The 24,698-nt window shown below is 62.2% G+C and carries 20 protein-coding genes; 10 read left to right on the top strand and 10 right to left on the bottom strand.

Annotated features, from left to right (window positions below):
* Positions 1-24: 24 nt before the first annotated feature.
* Positions 25-1,044 (bottom strand): quinone-dependent dihydroorotate dehydrogenase, encoded by a 1,020-nt coding sequence (locus F6S12_RS20955; protein WP_015634759.1) that lies wholly within the window; start codon positions 1,042-1,044, stop codon positions 25-27.
* A gap of 232 nt (positions 1,045-1,276) precedes the next feature.
* Here F6S12_RS20955 and F6S12_RS20950 point away from each other — a divergent pair, with 232 nt between their 5' ends.
* From F6S12_RS20950 to cobA, 8 genes are all read left to right on the top strand, one after another.
* Positions 1,277-2,488 carry a CmpA/NrtA family ABC transporter substrate-binding protein gene (locus F6S12_RS20950; protein ID WP_123430270.1) on the top strand — a complete coding sequence of 404 codons (1,212 nt, stop codon included), beginning with the start codon at positions 1,277-1,279 and terminating at the stop codon, positions 2,486-2,488.
* Positions 2,489-2,503: 15 nt separating this feature from the next.
* Positions 2,504-3,079: an ANTAR domain-containing response regulator gene (locus F6S12_RS20945; RefSeq protein ID WP_123430269.1), complete on the top strand. Its 576-nt coding sequence runs from the start codon at positions 2,504-2,506 to the stop codon at positions 3,077-3,079.
* Positions 3,080-3,423: 344 nt separating this feature from the next.
* Positions 3,424-4,635 (top strand): nitrate/nitrite transporter, encoded by a 1,212-nt coding sequence (locus F6S12_RS20940; protein ID WP_041116866.1) that lies wholly within the window; start codon positions 3,424-3,426, stop codon positions 4,633-4,635.
* A 7-nt stretch (positions 4,636-4,642) separates the two neighbouring features.
* Entirely contained in the window at positions 4,643-6,313 is a 1,671-nt protein-coding gene (locus F6S12_RS20935) for a bifunctional protein-serine/threonine kinase/phosphatase (protein WP_041116865.1), read from the top strand.
* 390 nt (positions 6,314-6,703) lie between these two features.
* A complete protein-coding gene (gene nirB / locus F6S12_RS20930) occupies positions 6,704-9,157 on the top strand; it encodes a nitrite reductase large subunit NirB (protein WP_169893328.1) in 2,454 nt (817 codons plus the stop codon).
* Positions 9,154-9,471: a nitrite reductase small subunit NirD gene (gene nirD, locus F6S12_RS20925; protein WP_015634753.1), complete on the top strand. Its 318-nt coding sequence runs from the start codon at positions 9,154-9,156 to the stop codon at positions 9,469-9,471. The genes nirB and nirD overlap by 4 nt, the downstream gene beginning before the upstream one ends.
* Positions 9,471-12,188 (top strand): nitrate reductase, encoded by a 2,718-nt coding sequence (locus F6S12_RS20920; RefSeq protein WP_161466670.1) that lies wholly within the window; start codon positions 9,471-9,473, stop codon positions 12,186-12,188. Before nirD ends, F6S12_RS20920 begins: the two co-directional genes overlap by 1 nt.
* 9 nt (positions 12,189-12,197) lie before the next feature.
* Complete coding sequence (gene cobA, locus F6S12_RS20915) at positions 12,198-12,950, top strand: uroporphyrinogen-III C-methyltransferase (RefSeq protein ID WP_161466669.1); 753 nt, start codon at positions 12,198-12,200, stop codon at positions 12,948-12,950.
* Between the two features lie 76 nt (positions 12,951-13,026).
* Here the strand turns inward: cobA and F6S12_RS20910 are convergent, their stop codons facing one another.
* From F6S12_RS20910 to ppsA, 8 genes are all read right to left on the bottom strand, one after another.
* Complete coding sequence (locus F6S12_RS20910) at positions 13,027-14,004, bottom strand: OmpA family protein (protein WP_011060196.1); 978 nt, start codon at positions 14,002-14,004, stop codon at positions 13,027-13,029.
* Positions 14,005-14,111: 107 nt separating this feature from the next.
* Complete coding sequence (gene sigX, locus F6S12_RS20905; RefSeq protein WP_011060195.1) at positions 14,112-14,702, bottom strand: RNA polymerase sigma factor SigX; 591 nt, start codon at positions 14,700-14,702, stop codon at positions 14,112-14,114.
* Between the two features lie 88 nt (positions 14,703-14,790).
* Complete coding sequence (locus F6S12_RS20900; RefSeq protein WP_008048604.1) at positions 14,791-15,615, bottom strand: mechanosensitive ion channel family protein; 825 nt, start codon at positions 15,613-15,615, stop codon at positions 14,791-14,793.
* Between the two features lie 2 nt (positions 15,616-15,617).
* A complete protein-coding gene (locus tag F6S12_RS20895; RefSeq protein ID WP_011060193.1) occupies positions 15,618-15,863 on the bottom strand; it encodes a hypothetical protein in 246 nt (81 codons plus the stop codon).
* Positions 15,864-15,926: 63 nt separating this feature from the next.
* Positions 15,927-16,922: a zinc transporter ZntB gene (locus tag F6S12_RS20890; protein WP_011060192.1), complete on the bottom strand. Its 996-nt coding sequence runs from the start codon at positions 16,920-16,922 to the stop codon at positions 15,927-15,929.
* A gap of 25 nt (positions 16,923-16,947) precedes the next feature.
* Positions 16,948-17,439: a ribonuclease E activity regulator RraA gene (gene rraA / locus F6S12_RS20885; RefSeq protein WP_011060191.1), complete on the bottom strand. Its 492-nt coding sequence runs from the start codon at positions 17,437-17,439 to the stop codon at positions 16,948-16,950.
* Between the two features lie 247 nt (positions 17,440-17,686).
* Positions 17,687-18,676, bottom strand: coding sequence for an alpha/beta fold hydrolase (locus tag F6S12_RS20880; protein ID WP_015634749.1), 990 nt, complete (start codon positions 18,674-18,676; stop codon positions 17,687-17,689).
* Between the two features lie 102 nt (positions 18,677-18,778).
* Entirely contained in the window at positions 18,779-21,154 is a 2,376-nt protein-coding gene (gene ppsA, locus F6S12_RS20875; RefSeq protein WP_041116859.1) for a phosphoenolpyruvate synthase, read from the bottom strand.
* 174 nt (positions 21,155-21,328) lie between these two features.
* On the opposite strand from ppsA, the gene F6S12_RS20870 reads away from it, so the two are divergent.
* On the top strand, positions 21,329-22,147 hold the full coding sequence (locus F6S12_RS20870; RefSeq protein WP_011060188.1) for a pyruvate, water dikinase regulatory protein: 819 nt from the start codon (positions 21,329-21,331) through the stop codon (positions 22,145-22,147).
* A 48-nt stretch (positions 22,148-22,195) separates the two neighbouring features.
* Here F6S12_RS20870 and F6S12_RS20865 read toward each other — a convergent pair whose 3' ends face one another.
* Positions 22,196-23,620 carry a PLP-dependent aminotransferase family protein gene (locus F6S12_RS20865; RefSeq protein WP_161466668.1) on the bottom strand — a complete coding sequence of 475 codons (1,425 nt, stop codon included), beginning with the start codon at positions 23,618-23,620 and terminating at the stop codon, positions 22,196-22,198.
* A gap of 93 nt (positions 23,621-23,713) precedes the next feature.
* Between F6S12_RS20865 and F6S12_RS20860 the strand changes: the two genes are divergently transcribed.
* On the top strand, positions 23,714-24,667 hold the full coding sequence (locus F6S12_RS20860; protein WP_315869292.1) for a DMT family transporter: 954 nt from the start codon (positions 23,714-23,716) through the stop codon (positions 24,665-24,667).
* The last annotated feature ends 31 nt before the right edge of the window (positions 24,668-24,698 follow it).

Below are 24,698 nucleotides of genomic sequence, written 5' to 3'. Positions count from 1 at the left end.
ATGCCCGCGTGCCGTCCTTCCCTCTCAGCCCATGGCCGCGATGGCATCCACCGACTCGCGAATCAGCGCCGGCCCCTTGTAGATGAACCCCGAATACAGCTGCACCAGGCTGGCGCCCGCAGCGATCTTCTCAGCCGCGTGCTTGCCTTCGGTGATGCCGCCCACGGCGATGATCGGCAAACGGCCGGCCAGTTCAGCAGCCAGTACCTTGACCGTGTGGGTGCTCTTTTCCCGTACCGGTGCGCCGGACAGGCCGCCGGCCTCGGCGCCGTGCTCCAGGCCTTCGACACCTTCACGGCTCAAAGTGGTGTTGGTGGCGATCACTGCATCCATGCCGGTTTCAAGCAGGGCGCGGGCCACTTCCACGGTTTCCTCGTCGCTCATGTCCGGAGCGATCTTGATGGCCAGCGGTACACGCTTGCCGTGGATCGCAGCCAGTTCCTGTTGGCGCTGGCTCAAGGCCGCCAGCAGTTGCTTGAGCGACTCGCCAAATTGCAGGCTGCGCAGGCCCGGGGTATTGGGCGAGCTGACGTTGACCGTGACATAGCTGGCGTGGGCATAGACCTTGTCCAGGCAGATCAGGTAATCATCCACCGCCCTCTCCACCGGGGTGTCGAAGTTCTTGCCGATATTGATCCCCAGCACGCCTTTGTATTGCGAGGCCGCGACCCGTGCCAGCAGGTTGTCGACCCCCAGGTTGTTGAAGCCCATGCGGTTGATGATGGCCTCGGCCTGGGGCAGGCGGAAGATCCGCGGCTTGGGGTTGCCCGGTTGCGGGCGTGGGGTGACGGTGCCGATCTCGACAAAACCAAACCCCAATTGGGCGAAGCCGTCGATGGCTGCGCCGTTCTTGTCCAGGCCCGCAGCCAGCCCTACCGGGTTCGCAAACTCCAGGCCCATGACCTTGACCGGCATCTGCGCCGGGGCCTTGCACAACAGCCCGTTAAGGCCCAAACGCCCGCCCGCGCCGATCAGGTCCAGGGACAGATCGTGGGAGGTTTCCGGGGAGAGTTTGAACAACAGCTGGCGGGCCAGGGTATACATGGGTGGGATGAACTCGGTTGGCGGCGAAATAGGGCGCCGATTATAGCCGGCCCCGGGGCTTGCAGGCGAGGCGCGAAGTGAAATCCCCGCCGGGCTGGCATATGCCTTGCACTCTCATGTGCATGCAGACCTCGGCCAAGGGCGGCTGAGGTCCCAGGACAATGGCGTCGTCACCCGCCCCGGCCTCACCCGGTCGGCGGGTACGACGCTTTTTTATGCAAGGTGCCACGTCATGACCGATCTCCCCAACACCCCGCTGGCCTGGGTCAACGGCAGCGATGCCCCGGAAAAGTCCGCCATCGACCTGGGCTTCATGGCCCTGACCGATTGCGCCTCAGTGGTGGTCGCCGCCACTCAAGGCTTCGCCCAACCCTACGGCCTGACCCTGAACCTCAAGCGCCAGAGTTCCTGGGCCAGCCTGCGGGACAAGCTGGTGAGCGGCGAGCTGGACGCCGCCCACAGCCTGTATGGACTGATCTACGCGGTACACCTGGGTATCGGCGGCACCAACCCCTGTGACATGGCAGTGCTCATGGGCCTGAACCAGAACGGCCAGAGCATCAACCTGTCCCGGGAACTGCAAGCCCTCAAGGTGACCAGCCCTGAGACATTGGACCGCCATGTGCACCAAAGCCGGGCACGACTGACCTTCGCCCAGACCTTCCCCACCGGTACCCACGCCATGTGGCTGTACTACTGGCTGGCCAGCCAGGGTATCCACCCGCTGCAGGATGTCGACAGCGTAGTGGTGCCGCCACCGCAGATGGTGGCTCATCTGCAGGCCGGGCGCATCGACGGGTTCTGCGTCGGCGAACCCTGGAGCGCCAGTGCAGTGCAGCAGGATCAGGGTTTCACCCTGGCCACCAGCCAGGCGATCTGGCCGGATCACCCGGAAAAAGTCCTCGGCTGCACCCGCGCCTTCGTCGAGCAATACCCGAACACCGCCCGGGTCCTGGTGATGGCGATTCTCGAAGCCAGCCGCTTTATCGAGCAAAGCCCGGAAAACCGCCGCAGCACCGCCCAGTTGCTGAGCGCTGCCGATTACCTGAATGCACCGCTGGACTGCATCGAGCCGCGGCTGCTGGGGGATTACGCCGACGGCCTGGGCAATTGCTGGCAGGACCCCCACGCCCTGCGTTTTCACCATCATGGCGCCGTCAACCTGCCCTACCTGTCCGACGGCATGTGGTTCATGACCCAGTTCCGGCGCTGGGGCCTGCTGCGGGAAGACCCGGATTACCTGGGCGTCGCTCGCCACGTGCAGCAGCTGGAGCTATACCGCGAAGCCGCCACCGCGCTGGGCATCGCCGCCTGGGGCCAGGACATGCGCAGCAGCCAGTTGATCGATGGCAAGGTGTGGGACGGCTCTGAGCCTGCCGCCTATGCCCGCAGCTTCCGCCTGCATGCGATGAACGGCACCCCTCCCCTTGTTGCCCAGCGCTGATCGGAGCCCGCGAACATGCTGCGTATCCTGCTGATCAACGACACCGCGAAAAAAGTCGGAAGGCTCAAGGCCGCCCTCAGCGAAGCCGGTTTCGAGGTGATTGACGAATCCGGCCTGACCATCGACCTGCCGGGCCGCGTCGAAACAGTGCGTCCGGACGTGATCCTGATCGATACCGAGTCACCCAGCCGCGATGTCATGGAGCAAGTGGTGCTGGTCAGCCGCGATCAACCCCGGCCCATCGTGATGTTCACCGATGAACACGATCCGGGGGTAATGCGCCAGGCGATCAAGTCCGGGGTCAGCGCCTACATCGTCGAGGGCATCCAGGTCCAGCGCCTGCAGCCTATCCTCGACGTGGCCATGGCGCGCTTTGAAAGCGACCAGGCCCTGCGCGCGCAACTCCAGGCCCGGGACCAGCAAATGGCCGAGCGCAAGCGCATCGAACTGGCCAAGGGCCTGTTGATGAAGATGAAGGACTGCGACGAAGAACAGGCCTACACCCTGATGCGTCGCCAGGCCATGAGCAAACAGCAGAAGCTGATCCAGGTCGCGGAACAGATCATCGCCATGCAGGATCTGCTGGGCTGACCTGCGCCCCGTAGGAGCCGGCTTGCCGGCGAATAGGCCTCTGAACCTTGCGCCAGTCTTGAGGGTGCCTTCGCTGGCAAGCCAGCTCCTACAGCGAACCAGCCCATGCGAGCCAGCATCGGCCGCAGGTTGGCGCGGCTCTTGCTATCAGCTCCACACCGGTAACCAACGGCGGTTGCCCCACCTACGACAAAGACGTCGCGCGCCCTGCTCGCCCTCAACGAGCCGGGTGCCGACGTTTTTTCGTTTTGGCCCCACTGACCGGGGTCGGTGGCGCGGCCGTGGCGGCGCTCCACCTGCAAGCTCATGACGACTCCAACGACTCTTATCAGCTGAGGTGCGCGATGAATTCAAGCTTCTGGAAATCCGGCCACACCCCGACCCTGTTCGCGGCCTTTCTGTATTTCGACCTGAGCTTCATGGTCTGGTACCTGCTGGGCCCCCTGGCGGTGCAGATCGCCGCCGACCTGCACCTGAGCACTCAGCAACGCGGACTGATGGTGGCCACGCCGATCCTCGCCGGCGCAGTGCTGCGCTTCATCATGGGCCTGCTGGCCGATCGCCTGTCACCCAAGACCGCCGGCCTGATCGGCCAGGTGATCGTCATCGGCGCGCTGTTCATGGCCTGGAAGCTGGGCATCCACAGCTATGAGCAGGCGCTGCTGCTGGGGGTATGCCTCGGCATGGCCGGGGCTTCCTTCGCCGTGGCCCTGCCCCTGGCCTCGCAGTGGTACCCGCCGCAGCACCAGGGAAAGGCCATGGGCATCGCCGGCGCCGGCAACTCCGGCACGGTGTTCGCCGCCCTGCTGGCACCGGTACTGGCAGCGGCCTATGGCTGGAGTAATGTGTTCGGCCTCGCCCTGATTCCCCTGCTGGTGACCCTGGCGCTGTTCGCCTGGCTCGCCAAGAACGCCCCCCAACGGCCCCAGGCCAAGTCCATGGCCGACTACTTCAAGGCCCTGGGTGATCGTGACAGCTGGTGGTTCATGTTCTTCTACAGCGTGACCTTCGGCGGCTTCATCGGCCTGGCCAGCGCCCTGCCCGGCTACTTCAACGACCAGTACGGTCTGAGCCCGATCTCCGCAGGCTACTACACCGCCGCCTGCGTCTTCGGCGGCAGCCTGATGCGCCCTCTGGGCGGCGCCCTGGCCGACCGTTTCGGCGGTATTCGCACCTTGCTCGGCATGTATAGCGTGGCGGTGGTGTGCATCGCCGCCGTAGGCTTCAACCTGCCCAGTTCCTATGCGGCGCTGGCGCTGTTCGTCTGCACCATGCTCGGTCTCGGCGCAGGCAATGGCGCGGTATTCCAACTGGTGCCGCAGCGCTTTCGCCGGGAAATAGGGGTCATGACCGGGCTGATCGGCATGGCCGGCGGCATCGGCGGTTTTGCCCTGGCGGCGGGCATGGGTGCGATCAAGCAGAGCACCGGCAGCTATCAACTGGCGCTGTGGCTGTTCGCCAGCCTCGGGGTCCTGGCCTGGTTCGGCCTGCACGGGGTCAAGCGCCGCTGGAGAACCACCTGGGGCTCCGCCGCCGTGACTGCGGCGCGGGTCTGAGGGCGTCATGGGCCTGCAATTGAGCCACGCCGAGGCCAGCGCCACCGGACCGCGGGCGGAAAATCAGGACGCCCTGCGCCGGGTCACCCCGGCGCCGGACCTGGCCGCAAGCAAAGGCCTGTTGTTCGCCATCGCCGACGGTGTGAGCCAGTGCGCCGACGGCGGCCTCGCCGCCCGTTCAAGCGTGCAGGCCCTGGCCCTGGACTACTACGCCACCCCGCAAACCTGGGCTGTGGCCCAAGCCCTGGAACGCCTGCTGGTCGCCCAGAATCGTTGGCTCCAGGCCAACGGCGGCGGCCAGCCACTGCTCACCACCCTCAGCGCTTTGGTGTTGCGGGGCCGGCGCTTCACCCTGGCCCATGTCGGCGACTGCCGGGTCTACCGCTGGCACCGGCAGCAGTTGCAACGCATCAGCCAGGACCACGTCTGGGAGCAACCGGGCATGCAGCATGTGCTCAAGCGTGCCCTGGGCCTGGACCAACATCTGGTGCTGGACTTCCTCGACGGCGAACTGCGCCAGGGCGAAAGCTTCCTGATGCTCAGCGATGGAGTCTGGGCCACCCTGGGCGACAGCGCCATCGCTGCCATTCTGCGTGACCAGACGGACCCGGACAGCGCTGTACAGACCCTGGTCCGCGCCGCCCACCTGGCCGGCAGCCAGGACAACGCCAGCGCGCTGCTGGTGCGAGTCGATGAGCTCGGCGAAAGCAGCCTCGGTGACGCCCTGCTGCAGCTGCAGCAATGGCCCCTGCCGCCGCCGCTGAAACCCGGCCAGCGCTTCGAGGGCTGGCAAGTCGAGGCATTGCTCAGCCACAGCCAGCAGGCCTTGCTGTATCGGGTACACGACGAACAGCAACAAACCTGGCTGCTGAAGACCTTGCCCCCGGCCCTGCACAACGACCTGACGGCCTGCCAGGGACTGCTATGCGAAGAATGGCTGCTGCGCCGCGTTGCCGGGCGTCACTTTCCCCAGGTACACAGCGCAACTTCACGCCAGCACCTGTACTACCTGATGCGCGAATACCCGGGCCGTACCCTGGCACAACTGCTTCGCCAGAACGGCCCCTTGCCCCTGGCCCAGTGGCAGCCCCTGGCCGAGCATCTGCTACGCGCAATCGGTCTGCTGCACCGGCGGCAGATCCTGCACCGGGATATCAAACCGGACAACCTGCTGCTGGGGGACGATGGCGAACTGCGGGTACTGGATTTCGGCCTGGCGTACTGCCCCGGCCTCTCGGCGGACCCGGCACACCTGCTACCCGGCACCCCGAGCTTTATCGCCCCGGAAGCCTTCGACGGTGAACCTCCCGGCCCGCAACAGGACCTCTATGCGGTAGGCGTCAGCCTGTACTACCTGCTGACCGGGCACTACCCCCACGGCGAGATCGAAGCCTTCCAGCGCCCGCGTTTCGGCGCAGCGACGAACCCCGGCCGCTACCGCCCGGACCTGCCGGAATGGTTGGCACAAAGCCTGGAGCGCGGGGTGAATGCCGATCCGGCACAGCGCTACGAAACTGCCGAAGAATGGCTGCTGGCGCTGGAACAGGGCGAACGCCGTAGCTTGAGCACCAGATCGCGGCCATTACTGGAACGCGAACCGCTGAAAGTCTGGCGCGGCATCGCCCTGCTCGCCTTGCTGCTCAACCTGATCTTGTTGCTGTCACTGCTGCATCACTGAGGCCATCGGGTGGGTGGCCTTGCTCCTCAAACTCCCGACAAACCTCAGGCCCCTGCGTCCCTAGGAGCCGTTGATCCAAACGCGACCCGATCTGCCACAAAGAGCCGAAACAGGGCATAGCGTCTCAATTCAGTGCAACAGCCGAGATCAGCACGCACAGAACCTTCATCAAAGCTCAATAAAACCAGCACCTCGGCCACTTGGCACAGGCGCTGCATTGCGTCAGGCAACAGACATAAAGCCCGGCCTTCAACGACGAAGGCAGGCTTCCCGAGAGAACGGGATCGGACAAAGGCGTCCTCGTCAGGCCACTGACGGGACGCCTTTTTTGTTTGCGCGCATTTTGTCGAGCCAGGCGTCACTGACCCTGCCTGAGCTCCGGAGAAGCCCATGAAAAGACTCAAACTGGTGATGATCGGCAACGGCATGGCCGGGGTCCGCACCCTGGAAGAACTGCTCAAGCTGAGCGATGAGCTGTACGACATCACGGTCTTCGGCGCCGAACCCCACACCAACTACAACCGCATCCTGCTGTCGCCGGTGCTGGCCGGTGAACAGACGTTCGAGGACATCGTCCTCAACGACCTGGACTGGTACCTGGACCACCACATCAAGCTGCTGCTCAACCGCAAGGTGGTAGAGATCGACCGGATCAGGCGCCGGGTGATCGCCGAGGACGGCAGCGAAGCCGAGTATGACCGTCTGCTGATCGCCACCGGCTCCACGCCCTTTATCCTGCCGATTCCCGGCAAGGACCTGCAGGGGGTGATCGGCTATCGCGACATTGCCGACACCCAGGCGATGATCGACACGGCCAGGACTCACACCCATGCGGTGGTGATCGGCGGCGGCCTGCTGGGGCTGGAGGCCGCCAACGGCCTCAAGCTGCGCGGCATGGATGTGACCGTGGTGCATATCGGCGAATGGCTGCTGGAGCGACAACTGGACCAGACCAGCGGCCAGTTGCTGCAAAACGCCCTGGAAAGCCGCGGCCTGAAGTTCCGCCTGTGCGAACAGACCCAGGCCCTGATCGATGCCGGCAATGGTCGGGTCGGGTCGGTGCAGTTCAAGAATGGCGAGATCATCCCCGCCGATCTGGTGGTGATGGCCGCCGGCATCCGTCCCAACACCGAGCTGGCGGAACGGGCCGGCCTGTCCTGCAACCGCGGGATACTGGTCAACGACACCCTGCAAACCTTTGACCCGCGCATCTACGCCATCGGCGAGTGCGCCAGCCACCGCGGTATCGCCTACGGCCTGGTGGCGCCGTTGTTCGAACAGGCCAAGGTCTGCGCCAACCACCTGGCCCAACTGGGCTTCGCCCGCTACCAGGGCTCGGTGACGTCCACCAAGTTGAAGGTCACTGGCATCGATCTGTTTTCCGCCGGGGATTTCATGGGTGGCGACGGTACCGAAACCATCACCCTCGCCGACCCCATTGGCGGGGTCTACAAGAAGCTGGTGATCAAGGACGACGTGCTGGTCGGCGCCTGCCTGTATGGCGACACCGCGGATGGCGGCTGGTACTTCCGGCAGATCCGCGAGCAGCAGGCCATCGGCGAGATCCGCGACCACCTGATGTTCGGTGAGAACGCGTTGGGCGACGTCGGCCATCAGGGCCAGGACAAGGCCATGAGCATGGCCGACACTGCCGAGGTCTGTGGCTGCAATGGGGTGTGCAAGGGCACCATCGTCAAGGCCATTCAGGAACAGGGGCTGTTCAGCGTCGACGAGGTCAAGAAGCACACCAAGGCCGCCAGCTCCTGCGGCTCCTGTGCCGGGCTGGTGGAACAGATCCTGATCAATACCGTGGGCGGCGCGGCGGACGTCAAGCCGAAAAGCGAAAAAGCCATCTGCGCCTGCAGCGACCTGAACCACGGGCAGATCCGCCAGGCGATCCGCGACCAGCACCTGCTGACCATCGCCGGCACCATGAGCTACCTCAACTGGCGCACCCCTAACGGCTGTGCCACTTGCCGTCCGGCGCTGAACTACTACCTGATCTCCACCTGGCCGGGGGAAGCCCGGGACGATCCGCAATCGCGGCTGATCAACGAACGGGCCCACGCCAACATCCAGAAAGACGGGACCTACTCGGTGGTGCCGCGGATGTGGGGCGGCGTGACCAATCCGTCCGAGCTGCGACGCATCGCCGATGTCGCCGACAAGTACCAGGTGCCCATGGTCAAGGTCACCGGCGGCCAGCGCATCGACCTGCTGGGCATCCGCAAGGAAGACTTGCCCGGAGTCTGGAAAGACCTGGACATGCCGTCCGGCCACGCCTACGGCAAATCCATCCGCACCGTGAAGACCTGCGTCGGCAGCGAGTTCTGCCGTTTCGGCACGCAGAACTCCACCCAGCTGGGAATCGAGCTGGAACACGACCTGTTCAACATGTGGTCGCCGCACAAGGTCAAGCTGGCGGTCTCCGGTTGCCCGCGCAACTGCTCGGAAGCCGGGATCAAGGACGTGGGCATCATCGGCGTCGATTCGGGCTGGGAGATGTACATCGGCGGCAACGGCGGGATCAAGACCGAGGTGGCGGAGTTTTTCGTCAAGCTCAAGACCGCCGAAGAAGTGCGCGAATACAACGGCGCCTTCCTCCAGCTGTACCGCGAAGAAGCCTTCTACCTCGAACGCACCGTGCACTACCTGCAACGGGTCGGCATGGAACACGTGAAAAAGGCCGTGCTGGAAGACCCGCAGCGGCGCAAGGCGCTGAACGAGCGCCTGCAGTTTTCCCTGTCCTTCGAGCAGGACCCATGGCAACAGCGCCTGGCCGAGCCGCAGCTGAAAAAAGAGTTCGAGTCGATCCCCGTAAAACAACTGGAGGTGCCGGCATGAACTGGCTGGATATCTGCGCCCTGGAAGAAATCAACACCCTGGGCTCGCGCATCATCAAGGGCCCCAAGGGCGATATCGCAATTTTTCGTACCAGCGATGATCAAGTCTTCGCTCTCGACGATCGCTGCCCGCACAAGGGCGGGCCGCTATCCCAGGGGCTGATCTACGGCAAACGGGTAGCCTGCCCGCTGCACAACTGGCAGATCGATCTGGAGTCCGGGCAGGCCCAGGCCCCAGACCACGGCTGCGCCCACCAGCATCTGGCCCGAGTGGAAAGCGGCCGGGTGCTGCTGGCCCTGCAGGATGCCGGGTAATGGAGCGCCAGAGCACGGCCTCGACCTGCTGCTACTGCGGGGTCGGCTGCGGGGTACTGATCGAGCATGACGGCCGACATATTCTCGGGGTCAGTGGCGACCCGACGCACCCGGCCAACTTCGGCAAACTGTGCAGCAAGGGCGCCAGCCTGCACCTGACCGGCGACCACGCGGCCCGCGCGCTGTACCCGGAACTGCGCCTGGGCAAGGCCCTGGCCCGCAACCGCTGCGACTGGGACAGCGCCCTGGAACATGCCGCTGGGGTGTTCGCCCAGGCCATCGCCGAGCACGGCCCGGACAGCGTGGCGTTCTATATTTCCGGGCAACTGCTGACCGAGGACTACTACGCCTTCAACAAACTGGCCCGGGCCCTGGTGGGCACCAACAACATCGACAGCAATTCCCGGCTGTGCATGTCTTCGGCGGTGGTGGGCTACAAGCGCAGCCTGGGGGCCGACGCGCCGCCGTGCAGCTATGAGGATCTGGAGCAAAGCGACTGCGTGATGATCGTCGGTAGCAACATGGCCTACGCCCATCCGGTGTTGTTTCGTCGCCTGGAACAGGCCAAAAGCCAACGCCCACAGATGAAAGTCATAGTGATCGACCCGCGTCGTACCGACACTTGCGACCTGGCTGACCTGCACCTGGCGATCTTGCCCGGCACAGATGTCGCTTTATTTCACGGCATCCTTCACCTGCTGCTGTGGGAGGACTGGATCGACCGGGATTTCATCCAGCAACACACCGAGGGCCTGGTGCAGCTCAAGGCCCTGGTCCGCGACTACACCCCGCCGATGGTGGCCCAGCTGTGCGGCATCAGCCTCGAGCAATTGCAGGAATGCGCCCAGTGGGTGGGCAATGCGCCAAGTTTTCTGTCCCTGTGGTGCATGGGCCTGAACCAGTCCAGCGCCGGCAGCGCGAAAAACAGTGCATTGATCAACCTGCACCTGGCCACCGGGCAAATCGGCCGCCCCGGTGCAGGCCCCTTCTCGCTCACCGGTCAGCCCAATGCCATGGGTGGGCGCGAAACCGGCAGCTTGAGCAACCTGCTGCCTGGACACCGCGAGGCTGCCGACCCGGAACACCGCGCCGAAGTCGCCGCCTACTGGGGCGTGGAGCAACTGCCCGCCAGCCCTGGCTTGAGCGCAATGGAGCTGTTTGAACAGATGCGCAGCGGCCGCATCAAGGCCTTGTGGATCGCCTGCACCAACCCGGCGCAATCCCTGCCGGACCAGAACCGAGTGCACGAGGCGCTGCTGAACTGCCCCTTCGTGGTTCTGCAGGAAGCCTTTGCCACCACCGAAACCGCGGCATTCGCCGACCTGTTGCTGCCAGCCGCCAGTTGGGGCGAAAAACAAGGCTCGGTGACCAACTCCGAGCGCCGGGTTTCCCATGTCCGCCAGGCCGTTGCCGCCCCCGGCGAGGCCCGAGCGGATTGGGCGATCACCGTGGATTTTGCTCAACGCCTGGAGCGATTCCTGCGCCCCGGCCTGCCGAGCCTGTTTGCCTTCGATAGCGCCGCCCGGGTGTTCGATGAATACAAGGGCCTGACCCGCGGCCGCGACCTGGATCTGAGCGGCCTCAGCCACGAGTTGCTCGACCGCCTCGGCCCACAACAATGGCCCTTCCCTGAAGGCGCGACGCAGGGTACTGAGCGCCTGTATGTACACGGGATCTTTCCCACCGCCAATGGCCGTGCGCGTTTTGTCAGCGACCCTTATGTAGCAGCCAAGGAGCAGCGGGACGCACGCTTCCCCCTGACCCTGATCACCGGCCGCCTGCGCGACCAATGGCACGGCATGAGCCGTACAGGCACTGCGGCGCAGTTGTTCGGCCATGTCAGCGAAGCCTTGCTGAGCCTGCATCCGGACGAACTGCGGCGCCAACGCCTGCGAGATGGAGGACTGGTGAACCTGAAGAGCCGGCGCGGCAGCGTAATCGTGGCGGTGACCGGCGATGACAGCGTGCGCCCCGGGCAAGCCTTCCTGCCCATGCACTTCGGCGATCGCTTCCTCAAGGGCGGGGTCAATGCCGTCACCCAGCCCGCCTTCGACCCCTTGTCCAAACAGCCGGAACTCAAGCACAGCGGCGTGCGCCTGGAACCGGTGCTACTGCCTTGGCAACTGTTCGTGCTGATTGAAGGTGATGTGCAGGCGCATTTCCGGGCCCTGCGCCCTCTTTGCCAGGCTCTGGCCTATGTCAGCCTCAGCCTGACCGGTCGCGAGCGCCCGGCACTGGTGATTCGCGCCGCCCATGCGCAAGCACCACAAGCGGCACTGCTTCAGGCCATCGACCGGCAATTGCAGCTCGACACAGGCCCGGTACTGGCCTACGACGACCTGCGCCGGGCCATCGGCAAGCGAGTGCGGATCGAACAGGGGCGAATTATCGCCATCCGTTTGTCCGGGGAAACCCTGGCACAGCATTGGCTGCACGAGCTGTGGCAGCAAGGCCGCGCCGATGAACAACTAAGGCGCTGGCTGCTGGCGCCGATGAGTGCACCGCCAGACGCCAGCGGCCTGGGCGGACAACGGGAACGCATCTTGTGCAATTGCAGGAACGTCAGCCACAGCGCGGTCTGCGCCGGAATCGCGCAAGGCCTGGATATGGAACAACTGAAACAGCAACTGGGTTGCGGCAGCCAATGTGGCTCCTGCGTGCCGGAGATCAAGCGCCTGCTCGCGGCTTGCGTGCAACCTGTCGTCGCCCTGGAGTGAGGAAACCCTATGAATGCAAAAGTCTGGTTGGTAGGCGCTGGCCCCGGAGACCCGGAGCTGCTGACCCTCAAGGCCGTACGCGCCCTCGGTGAGGCCGATGTGGTGCTGATCGATGACCTGGTGAACCCTGCCGTGCTGGAGCATTGCCCCGGGGCGCGTGTGATTCCGGTGGGCAAGCGCGGCGGTTGTCGCTCGACGCCCCAAGCCTTTATCTACCGCTTGATGCTGCGCTACGCCCGACAGGGCCGCTGCGTAGTGCGCCTCAAAGGCGGCGACCCGTGCATTTTCGGGCGTGGCGGCGAGGAGGCGCAGTGGCTCAAGGCACGGGGCATCGAAGTGGAGCTGGTAAACGGCATAACCGCCGGCCTGGCAGGTGCCACACGCTGTGATATTCCCCTGACCCTACGCGGCGTTGCTCGAGGCGTGACTCTGGTAACTGCTCATACGCAGGACGACAGCCAACTGAACTGGCAGGCGCTGGCACACAGCGGAACGACCCTGGTGATCTACATGGGCGTGGCGAAGCTGGCGGAGATTGCCGAGCAGTTGCTCGGTGGTGCACTGGCGGCGGATACGCCGGTGGCGATGATTGAAAACGCCTCGCTGCCGCAGCAGCGCGAATGCCGCAGCGTACTGGCGAACATGGAACGCGACGCCCAGGTTTTCGCCCTCAAGAGCCCGGCAATCCTGGTTATCGGGGCAGTCGCGGCAACCGCGTCGGTCACGGCCCTTACCTCTGAAACCCAGGTGCAACTGGCCTGACTCTCGCGCCAGGAAGGCAAATCGCAGGTAAAGAAAAACCCGGCCTAGGCCGGGTTTTTCCAAGCTACAAGACTAATTACTTAGCTTGAGCTTCTACCGAGGCTTCTACGCGACGGTTAACTGCGCGACCAGCTTCAGTTGCGTTGTCAGCAACTGGGCGGGACTCACCGTAACCAACGGATTGAACGCGGTTAGCGCCAACGCCGTACTGGTTAACCAGAACTTGTTTAACGGCGTTTGCACGACGCTCAGACAGCTTCTGGTTGTAAGCGTCAGGACCGACGGAGTCAGTGTGACCTTCAACAACGGTGGTGGTCTGTGGGTACTGCTTCATGAAGTCAGCGAGGTTCTTGATGTCAGCGTAGCTGTTAGGCTTGACGACCGACTTGTCGAAGTCGAACTTCACGTCCAGCTCAACACGAACCACTTCAGCAACTGGAGCTTCTGGAGCTGGCTCTGGAGCTGGAGCTGGTGCTACTGGAGCTGGAGCGACTTTGCCGCCGCTGCCACCGAAGTTCACACCCAGACCGATGGTAGGAGCGTAGTCCCACTTGCCGTTGTCCAGCTTGTAGTCAGCTTCAACGCCAGCACGGGCGAACAGGTTGTCGGTGATGTACCACTTAACACCAGCGCCTGCAGTCAGGAAAGTCGACTGGTCGCGACCGCTGTGGCCGTCGGCCTCAACGTTGGTCATGCTCTTGTGAGCAACACCGCCGGAAACGTATGGACGCAGAGCGTCACCCACGGTACCAAAGTGGTACTGAGCGTTCAGGCCGAAGTTGTCGCCTTTGATTTTCTGGTTACCAGTACCGTCGTTGGAACGGGTGTGGTTGGTCTTGTCGTAGGTGGCGTTCAACGACAGATCGTCGGTCAGGAAGTAGCCGATCGATGCGCCTGGGTTGAAGCCGTCTTCAACGTGATTAACGCTGTCGTTGTACTGTTTTTTGTAAAACAGTTCACCCTCGACCGCGCCTTGGCCTTGCGCCAGAACGCCGAACGAAGTCACGGCAACAATAGAACCAATGGCAATGCCCAAGGTGTTTTTCAGTTTCATCCGTTAAATCCCCATCTGGTGATTGTAAAGCAGTCCCACATACCGGGGGACAACTCGGCGGTAAGTCTATCAGAACTCACCTAGACGTAAGAGATATTTGCGCCGAACTAAGTTTCAGCAATACCTGCAAATTTCTCACGCAATTTATCAAGAGCACGTTTGTAACGCATCTTTGTAGCACTCAACCCCATATGCATGATGTCCGCGATCTCTTGAAATTCCAGCTCTGCGACAAATCGTAGCACCAGAATTTCCCGATCAATCGGGTTCACATGCACCAACCAGCGGTCAAGTCCGCCCTTTTCCTCAGGTTTCGGCGCCTTCTCTTCAGAGGCCTCCTCGAGGGGGTCAAGACTTAAAGCGTCCATCAACCGACGCTTGCGCCGCTCCTTGCGATACTGCGTGATGCATTCGTTGTACGTGATGCTATATAGCCATGTCTTGAACTTCGATTTACCCTCAAAGTTCTTAAGGCCATACAGCACCTTCAACATCACTTCCTGACAGACATCATCCGCATCCCGATCGTTCCCCAGATAACGTGCACAAACATTAAATAGGGTCCTCTGATAGCGCCGCATCAACTCTTCATAGGCGCGTGTTACGTGAAACAGCTCCGTATGTGAGCGCGCAACCAACTCCTCATCAGAGAGCTCACGGGGGTCATAGCGCGTGGATAGCGATTGGGTTTTATTCAAAACGAGTCGTGCCGACAGTCAGGTCAATGTCCGCCGCAGCCCGATGACGGGCATTTTGCGGCGGCATACATTAGCAGGGTTTGCCGGGTTAGCGGCTACTTACATGCTGCTCCAGCAGGATCCGATTGGAGAGAGAGACTAGCTCACCCTCATCGGTCAGCAATGTAGTTTTAACCGTGCCAATCTCTTCAATCTGGCCTTCGACCTCACCAACACGTACTTGTTGCCCAACCTGATACAACTCACGCACATAGATTCCCGCAAGAATCTGCCCGGCAATTTCCCGGCTTCCCAACCCCATGGCCAGTGCAACAGCCAGACCAACGGTAATCAATACAATGACGATCACATGGTTGAGCAGGTCGGTTTTAACCTCCAACTGACTGATCGCCACGGAAATACTGATGATGATCACCAGCCCCTGGGCAATTCGCCCCAGGCCGCTGGCGTAATCCAGGCCTACGCCTTCTGCGGCGCCGCGCACCAGGCCATTGGCCAGTTGCGCCAGCAAAACCCCCACCAGCAGCACCAGCGCAGCACCGAAAACCTTCGGTAAATACAGCGCAAGCATATCGAGCGTAGCCGAAACTCGCTCAAGGCCAAGGGATTCAGCAGCAGAAACCAGAAAAATCAGCAAAACGAACCAATAGACGATCTTGCCGATCAGGGTCGAGATGGGTACCTGCAAACCCGCACGAGACAGCAACTTGGTCAGGCCGGTGCCGCCCATGAGGCGATCCAGGCCCAGCTTGGCCAGCAATTTCGAGAGCAGGGTATCGAGCAGCTTGGCCACCACGAAGCCCAGCAACAGCACCACCAACGCGCCGAACAGGTTCGGAATGAAGTTCGCCACCTTGGTCCACAAGGCGGTCATCGCCGTGACGAGGCTCTGCGTCCAGAGATCCAGTTCCATATTCAATCAGCCTTATCAGCAGTGCGAGCAGAAGATTTACGACGAGAAACCGGCGCAATATGAGCCGATCCGTTATTCAAGGCGATCATCAGCGCCGGCAGCCAGCGGCCCAGAAGGCTGAACAGATCCCCCGCCCCCACCTGACGGTTGGCGGTTTTCAGTACGCGGCCCAGGCAGGCATCGTCATCGCGGCTCGATGGCGAGGCTTTGAGCATGTCACGCAAAGACTGTTCAAACGGATCGTGCATACGCACCTCTGGTGATGTCTGAAAAAGACGCGATCAGATTTATTCGGGTCACATGAAGCATCATCACACCCAGCGCAAACGACGAAACAACCACCATTGCCCCACGGCCACCGCCAACAATAAAAGGCAGGCGATGATGAAACCATAAGGGCTGGCCGAGAACGGAATGCCGCCCACGTTGATCCCCAAAAGGCCGGTGAGAAAACTCATCGGCAGGAAGATCCCGGTAATGATCCCGAAGCGGTACATGGTGCGATTCATGCGCACGCTCAAACGCCGGTCTTCGGCCTCCAGCACAAGCCCCACGCGCTCTCGGGTCAATTCCAGCTCTTCCAGGTAACGGGTCAGACTGTTGTGCAACTCGTTCCAGTAATCACCATCATCCACGGCGAACCAGGGCAGTTTTATCCGGCTCAACTGGGCGAAGATATCCCGCTGCGGAGCCAGGAAGCGCTTGAGCCCGGCAGCCCGCCGACGGATCTGCAAAATGCTGCCGTGCTCGGGGGTATACCGTTCGTCGGCATCCAGTTTTTCTTCCTCGCCATCGACCACTTCCGAGAGGTCGCTGACCAGATTCTGCACCTTGTGGGTCAGGTACTCGGCCATATAAAGGAGGAGTTCGGCAGACGTCTTCGGCCCTCGGCCCTCGGCAAGCTGCACCAGCAGCTCATCGGTGGCGCGCAACTGACGCAGGCGCAAGGAAATCACCCGCTGGGCAGAGGCAAAGATCCGCACCGAGACCATGTCTTCCGGCTCGGCCCCCGGGTTCAGGTTGATACCCCGCAGAAACAGCAGCAACTCCGAGTCCGGGAGCGCCAGCAAGCGTGGCCGGGTGTTTTCCTCCAGCAGCAGGTCACAGCTGAACTCGCTCAGGCCGCTGGAGCGACGCAACCAGGTCTGGGTCTGCGGATGGCTGCGATCCCAATGCAGCCACAGGCTTTCATGGGCCTGCAGTTGCAGGTCGTCGAGCTCAGTCCGGGCAATCGAACGCGCACCGCCTTCACCATCCAGCACCAGGGCATGTACCAGCCCCCATTGCGCGTTTTCTTCCTCGAACATCCGCATCCCTTGTCAGGTCGATTGTTTATTCAGGCATTTTCAGCGGGCTTGGCGAAACGATCACGCCATTGTTGTCGGCGTAGACATACTCGCCAGGGCGGAAAGTCACACCGGCAAAGGTAACCGCCACATTGAGGTCGCCGATGCCGCGCTTGTCAGTCTTCATCGGGTGGCTGGCCAGGGCCTGGACGCCAAGATCGGTCTGGGCGATGACATCCACATCACGGATGCAACCGTAGATCACCAATCCTTCCCAACCGTTTTTTGCGGCTTTCTCGGCCAGCATGTCGCCCAGCAGGGCGCGGCGCAGTGAGCCGCCACCATCCACCACCAACACCTTGCCCTGCCCCTTGAGTTCCACTTGTTCCTTGACCAGCGAGTTGTCCTCGAAGCACTTGATGGTGACGATTTCACCACCAAAGGAATCGCGACCACCGAAATTGCTGAACATCGGCTCTACCACCTGCACCAGGTCCGGGTAGGCGTCGCACAGGTCGGGAGTGAGGTAATGGTTCATCGAGAAACTCCTGTAACAGAAAGAACACGATCGAAGGTGTCGGTGCTGCCTTATATAGATACGCGCCCAGACCGCAGATGTTTAACCTGCAAGGCCTGATGAGCGAACCCGCCTGCCCCGTATTTTCGCAGCCAGGCCAGCGGAACGGAAAGCCGACTCAATAACTGAATGTGACCAGAACAGCGCAATGCGTCATATCTTAGCCGCAAGCGCTATCGAGCGAAATGCCCTTGTCAGAGCCTTCGCCTCAAACCGCAGCCACGGGTTCGGCAACAGAAACCAGCAATGGAGCCTGCTGATCCTTGAGCCAGCACGCGACCAGCGGCCAGACCTCAGTCTGCGCCGGTTTGCTCACCAGCATCTCGACGTGACCGAAATTACCGCTGAATCCCTGCTCGCGTCCCAGGCAGACAAATTGTTTCTGCTCGCTGCCCAACTGCTCGAACAACTTGCGGCAGGCCCAGGTCGGATCCTGATGATCCCCTGCGGCGCTGACTGCCAGTGCCGGCACCGTAACCTGCGCCAGGCCCGCCCACCAATCCTTATCGGCATCGCCGAAACGACCAAACAATCCATGCCAACGCATGCTCTCCAGAGCCAGCCCGATGGGCTCGTCCTCGGGGCCACGTTTGAGCCGCGAGCCGGACAACTGAGCAAAGCGCTTGATCACCAGGCGCCCACCCCACTCCACCATCGGGATCTTCAAGGGCCAGTAGGTACGGCTGATCTGGGTACCGAAAAACGCCGCCGAAGCCACGCCCGCATCACCCAGGTACTGCCCGCCCAAGGCCGCCGCCAGGGTAGTGCCGCCCAGGGAATGACCGATCCAATGGGGAACCTGCGCACTTTGCTCACGGACGAAGGCGGCAATTGCCGGCAAATCGTACCGAGCGTAGTCGGCGACACGGTTCTTGCGGTAGTCGGCATTGCGGCGCGACAAACCGTGACCGCGCATTTCAGGAATCCACACATCGAAGCCTGCGCGGGCCAGATAGGCCCCCAGCCCGATGCCCTTGGGCGAATACCAGAAACGTCGATTGGAAAAGCTGCCATGCAGCAGGACCACGGGGATCCCCCGGGCTTCAGGCTCATCGGCCAGCCCCAGGCGGGTGACGGCCAACTCCACGGAAGGGTCGGGACTGTTGCCGGGCTTCAAGCGATAGACATCTTCGCTGAGGTCGCCTCGACGCTCGGCACTGATCAAGGCGACCGGAAATAGGTTGCTGCTGCTTTGCATATTCTTCTTGCACAAAAAAGGGCGGCATCCAGAAGAAGCACGCCCTGCTTGAATCTTCAAGAGCCAGCCAGCCTTGCGACCGACCGGCTCTGCACTCACCGATTACGCCGCGCCCTGACCTTCAGCCAGGAAGAACCAGGTTTCCAGTACCGAGTCCGGGTTCAGCGAAACGCTTTCAATGCCCTGCTCCATCAGCCACTTGGCCAGGTCCGGGTGGTCCGAAGGCCCCTGGCCGCAGATGCCGATGTACTTGCCAGCCTTGTTGCAGGCGGCAATGGCATTGGCCAGCAGCTTCTTGACCGCAGGATTACGCTCGTCGAACAGGTGGGCGATGATCCCCGAGTCACGGTCCAGGCCCAGGGTCAGTTGGGTCAGGTCGTTGGAGCCGATGGAGAAACCATCGAAGTACTCGAGGAACTCGTCAGCCAGAATGGCGTTGGACGGCAGTTCGCACATCATGATCACACGCAGGCCGTTCTCGCCGCGCTTGAGGCCGTTTTCAGCCAGCAGATCAACTACTTGGCTGGCCTCGCCCAAAGTGCGCACGAACGGCACCATGATTTCGACGTTGGTCAGGCCCATCTCGTTGCGCACGCGCTTCAGGGCGCGGCATTCGAGTTCGAAGCAGTCACGGAAGGATTCGCTGATGTAACGCGAAGCACCGCGGAAGCCCAGCATCGGGTTCTCTTCTTCCGGCTCGTAGAGCTTGCCACCGATCAGGTTGGCGTATTCGTTGGACTTGAAGTCCGACAGACGCACGATGACCTTCTTCGGTGTGAACGCCGCAGCCAGGGTGCTGATGCCTTCAACCAGCTTGTCGACGTAGAAGTCCACAGGATCGTGGTAGCCGGCAATACGCTTGTCGACGCTGTCCTTGATCTCTTGTGGCAGCCCGGCGTAGTTCAGCAGTGCCTTGGGGTGCACGCCGATCATGCGGTTGATGATGAACTCCAGGCGGGCCAGGCCCACGCCGGCGTTCGGCAGCTGGGCGAAGTCGAAGGCACGGTCCGGGTTGCCGACGTTCATCATGATCTTGAACGGCAGCTCCGGCATGGCATCCACCGAGTTCTGCTTGATGTCGAAGCCCAGTTCGCCTTCGAAGATGAAACCGGTGTCGCCTTCAGCGCAGGAAACGGTCACGCCCTGGCCATCTTTCAGCAGCTCGGTGGCGTTGCCGCAACCCACTACTGCCGGAATGCCCAGCTCGCGAGCGATGATTGCTGCGTGGCAGGTCCGGCCGCCGCGGTTGGTGACGATGGCGCTGGCGCGCTTCATCACCGGCTCCCAGTCCGGGTCGGTCATGTCGGAGACCAGCACGTCGCCGGCCTGGACCTTGTCCATCTCGGACACGTCCTTGATGATCCGCACCTTGCCGGCGCCAATGCGCTGGCCGATGGCACGGCCTTCCACCAGCACGGTGCCGGTTTCCTTGAGCAGGTAGCGCTCCATGACATTGGCCTGGGTACGGCTCTTCACGGTTTCCGGACGGGCCTGGACGATGTACAGCTTGCCGTCGTCGCCGTCCTTGGCCCATTCGATGTCCATCGGGCACTGATAGTGCTTCTCGATGATCATCGCCTGCTTGGCCAGCTCGCTGACTTCAGCATCGGTCAGGCAGAAACGCGCGCGATCGGCGGCGTCCACGTCCACGGTTTTCACCGAGCGACCAGCCTTGGCTTCGTCGCCGTAGATCATCTTGATCGCCTTGCTGCCCAGGTTGCGGCGCAGGATGGCCGGACGACCGGCTTCAAGGGTGTTCTTGTGGACGTAGAATTCGTCCGGGTTGACCGCGCCCTGGACCACGGTTTCACCCAGGCCATAGGCGCCGGTGATGAAGACCACGTCACGGAAGCCCGATTCGGTGTCGAGGGTGAACATCACGCCGGCGGTGCCGGTTTCCGAACGCACCATGCGCTGCACACCGGCAGACAGGGCCACCAGCTTGTGGTCGAACCCCTGGTGCACGCGGTAGGAAATGGCGCGGTCGTTGAAGAGCGAGGCGAACACTTCCTTGGCAGCGCGAATCACATTGTCCACGCCACGGATATTGAGGAAGGTTTCCTGCTGGCCGGCAAAGGAGGCGTCCGGCAAGTCTTCGGCGGTGGCCGAGGAACGCACGGCCACGGCGATGTCGGGATTGCCCGCCGACAGTGCGGCGAAGGCGGTACGGATCTCGGTGTTGAGGCGCTCGGGGAACTCGGCCTCCATGATCCACTGACGGATCTGCGCGCCGGTCTTGGCCAGGGCGTTGACGTCATCGACATCCAGCGCATCGAGCGCTGCATGGATCTGGTCGTTCAGACCACTCAACTCAAGAAAATCACGATAAGCCTGAGCTGTCGTGGCGAAGCCACCAGGGACCGATACGCCCGCACCTGCGAGGTTGCTGATCATCTCGCCCAGGGATGCGTTCTTGCCCCCCACATGCTCAACATCGTGTTTGCCGAGCTTATCGAGGGAAACTACGTACTCTACCAAGGTGATCTCTCCACTAACTGTGTTGGAAAAGCTCAGAAGCCGGCTGCTCCAGGGAGCGTTTGCCCGCTATATGGCCTGGACCTGGAAAATAAGTGAGAATGCGGGCCATTCCCGGCCGACAAATCGCGCCTATCATATCCAAGAATCGTCACTAGCTTAAGGCCCAAGCCGCAAATGAAACGATCTGCTTTCTTTATCTCCGACGGTACCGGCATCACAGCGGAAACCCTCGGCCAGAGCCTGTTGGCGCAGTTCGAAAATGTTACCTTCAGCAAATTCACGCGGCCGTATATCGACAGCATGGAAAAAGCGCGGGCCATGGTACAACAAATCAATATAGCCGCCGAAAAAGACGGCCATCGCCCGATTATCTTCGACACCATCGTCAATCAGGACATTCGTGAGATCCTCGCGACCTCCAATGGTTTCATGATCGACATCTTCTCGACCTTCCTCGCGCCCCTGGAACAGGAGCTGAGCGAACATTCCTCCTACTCCGTCGGCAAATCCCACTCCATTGGCCACAACTCCAACTACATGGAGCGGATCGAGGCGGTGAACTTCGCCCTGGACAACGACGACGGCGCCCGCACCCACTACTACGACAAGGCCGACCTGATCCTGGTGGGCGTGTCGCGTTGCGGCAAGACCCCGACCTGCCTGTACATGGCCATGCAATTCGGCATCCGCGCGGCCAACTACCCGCTGACCGAGGAAGACATGGAGCGCCTGCAGCTGCCCAATGCCCTGCGCGCCCACAAGCACAAGCTGTTCGGCCTGACCATCGACCCCGACCGCCTCACCGCGATCCGCAACGAGCGCAAGCCCAACAGCCGCTATTCCAGCTACGCCCAGTGCGAATTCGAAGTGCGCGAAGTGGAAAACCTGTTCCGCCGCGAAAACATCCCCCACATCAATTCCACCCATTTCTCGGTGGAAGAGATCTCGGCCAAGATCCTCGTGGAAAAAGGCGTGGAACGGCGCTTCAAGTAACCTCTGCGCGACCGAAGGCGAGGCCCGCACTGCCCCTCGCCTGCCGCCCTACCAGCGGGACAGCCCGCTCTCCTGCTTCAAGGCCGCGGCCAATGCGGCAAAGCCGTCCTGCAGCCGACGATCATCCGCGGTGGTATTGCAGACACTGGCCCGGACGAATTGCGGCACCGCCGCCTGGCCCACGGCAAAGGCTTCGGCAGTGGCCACCAAGTATCCCTGATGCTTGAGATCCACCTCGATTTCAGAGGCACGCCACGGCTCCGGAACCCTGATCCAGAAATGCGGGCAACCCTCCGGACTGCACCACTCCAGCCCCTGCAACACCTCCGTGACCAGCTCCTTGCGCCGGGCGATTTCGGCCATCTGCTGCTGACGCAGGCGCTCGGCAACTCCCGTGTCGATCCAGCCCGCTACCAGCTCCAGCGGCAAAGGCGTGGCCATCCAGCAGGTGGCGCGTACCGCTGCGGCCAAACGTCCCACCAGGGGCGACGGCGCATGCAGAAAACCGACCCGCAGCCCTGAAGCCACGGCCTTGCTCAGGCTGCTGATCAGCACCGTGCGCTCCGCTGCGAAATGGGCCAGGGGCGCCGGGCGCCGCTCCATCAGCACGGCGTGGGTTTCATCCTCCAGAATCAACAGGTTATGCCGGCGACAGAGCTCCGCCACGGCCTCGCGCCGCGCAGCGGACTGCACCGCAGCCGTGGGGTTTTGCAGGGTCGGGGTGCAATACAGCGCTGAAATGCGGTGCTGCCGGCACGCTTCGTCCAGGGCCTCCGGCAACAGCCCCTGTGCGTCCATAGGCAACCCCAGGAGCTTGATGCCCAACATTCGCGCCGTGCTGATCAGGCCCGGATAGGTCAGGTGTTCAGTGGCCAGGGTATCGCCGGGCTTGAGCAGTGCCAGCAAGGCGACATGCAAGCCGTGCTGGGCGCCGTTGACGCAAATCACCTGCTCGGGATCCGCCTGCAGGCCATCCTGGGTCAGCCAGCGCGCACCCACGGCGCGATACCGCGCCAGACCGGCCTCGGCGCTGTAACGGGCGATTTGCTGCAGCCCCAAAGGATCTTCTGCCAATGCCCGCAAGCCCTGAGCGATGAAATGGTTTTCCTGGCCGGGAATATGGGTGTTGCGGCTCATGTCGAACAGCGCCTCCGGCTCCTCGGCGACGTTGCGAAAGCCGCTGTCGCGCTGGCGCTGCAAACCGTCCTGGCGCACATAAGTACCATCGCCGACCCGTGCCACCACCTGCCCCAGGCGCTCCAGCTCGGCGTACGCGCGGCTGATGGTGCCAATGGTCACGCCCAGCTTGTCCGCCAGCAGGCGATGAGGCGGCAGCTTGCTACCGGGGGCCAGCGTACCGTCGGCAATGGCCTTTTCCAGGGTCTCGGCCAGTCGCTTGTACTTGGCGCCCACCCCTTCCTGCAATGCGGAACGCATCATTGACACTGTGTCAATACTTACTTTGACAGCCATCATTTTCACCAATAGCGTTGCTCAAGGGCTCAATTACCGCAAATGACTCGCCCAATATAGAGGTCAATTGCTCATCACGAAAGGAATGCCTGCGTGAATACCAGCACCGTCATATCCGACACCCGGGCCCTGCCCCGCCCCTGGCTTGCCACCCTGGTGACCTGCACCCTGTTCCTGATTGTCTGCCTGAGTTGGGGCACCACCTGGCTGGGCATCAAGATTGCGGTGCAAAGCGTGCCGCCACTGACCGCCGCAGGCCTGCGCTTTCTGATTGCCTTTCCGCTGTTCGCCTGTTTTGCCTGGCTGCGCCGCGAGCCGCTGATGTTTCCCAAAGGCAGCCGGGGCTTCCTGGCATTCGTCACCCTGTGCTACTTCAGCCTGCCCTACACCCTGCTCAACTACGGCGAGGTACACGTTTCCTCCGGCCTGACCGCGCTGCTGTTCAGTTGCATGCCGGTGTTCATCCTGATTTTTTCCGCCCTGCTGCTGCGGGAGAAGATTCACCTGGCGCAACTGCTCGGCATTGCCATCGGCTTTGCCAGCCTGTTCCAGATCATTCGCGGCCAGGACCTGCTCAGCGACCACAATGAACTCTCGGGAGTAATGGCAATTCTCGGCGCGGCGCTGCTGCATGCACTGTGTTACGTGGTCACCAAGAAACACGGCAGCGCCATCAGCGTCATCACCTACAACACCTTGCCGATCGGCATCGCCGGTCTACTGCTGTGCCTGGCGGGGTTGGGGATCGAGCACCCGGACTTTTCCGCCATCAGCCCGCGTTCCTGGGGCGCCCTGCTGTATCTGGGGCTGGCGGCTTCGGTGGGTGGGTTCATTGTCTATTTTTTCCTGCTGAAACGACTGAACCCGGTGATCCTGTCCTTCGTGTTCATCATTTTTCCGGTGTTCGCGGTGATCATCGGCGCCTGGTACGAAGGCCAGAGCCTGTCCCGGGACCTGCTGCTGTATTCCTCGACCTTGCTCGGCGGTTTCGCCATCACCAAACTGCCCCTGGACAAATGGCTGTCCGGAAAGCCCGCCCGACGCTAAAGAGATTCTGTAGGAGCGAGCTTGCTCGCGA

The sequence above is a fragment of the Pseudomonas sp. JV245A genome (assembly GCF_032424515.1).
In the GTDB taxonomy this organism is placed as follows: Bacteria; Pseudomonadota; Gammaproteobacteria; order Pseudomonadales; family Pseudomonadaceae; genus Aquipseudomonas; species Aquipseudomonas protegens.
Note: the sequence above shows the minus strand (reverse complement) of the source record. Positions and strands in the feature narration are given on the sequence as shown.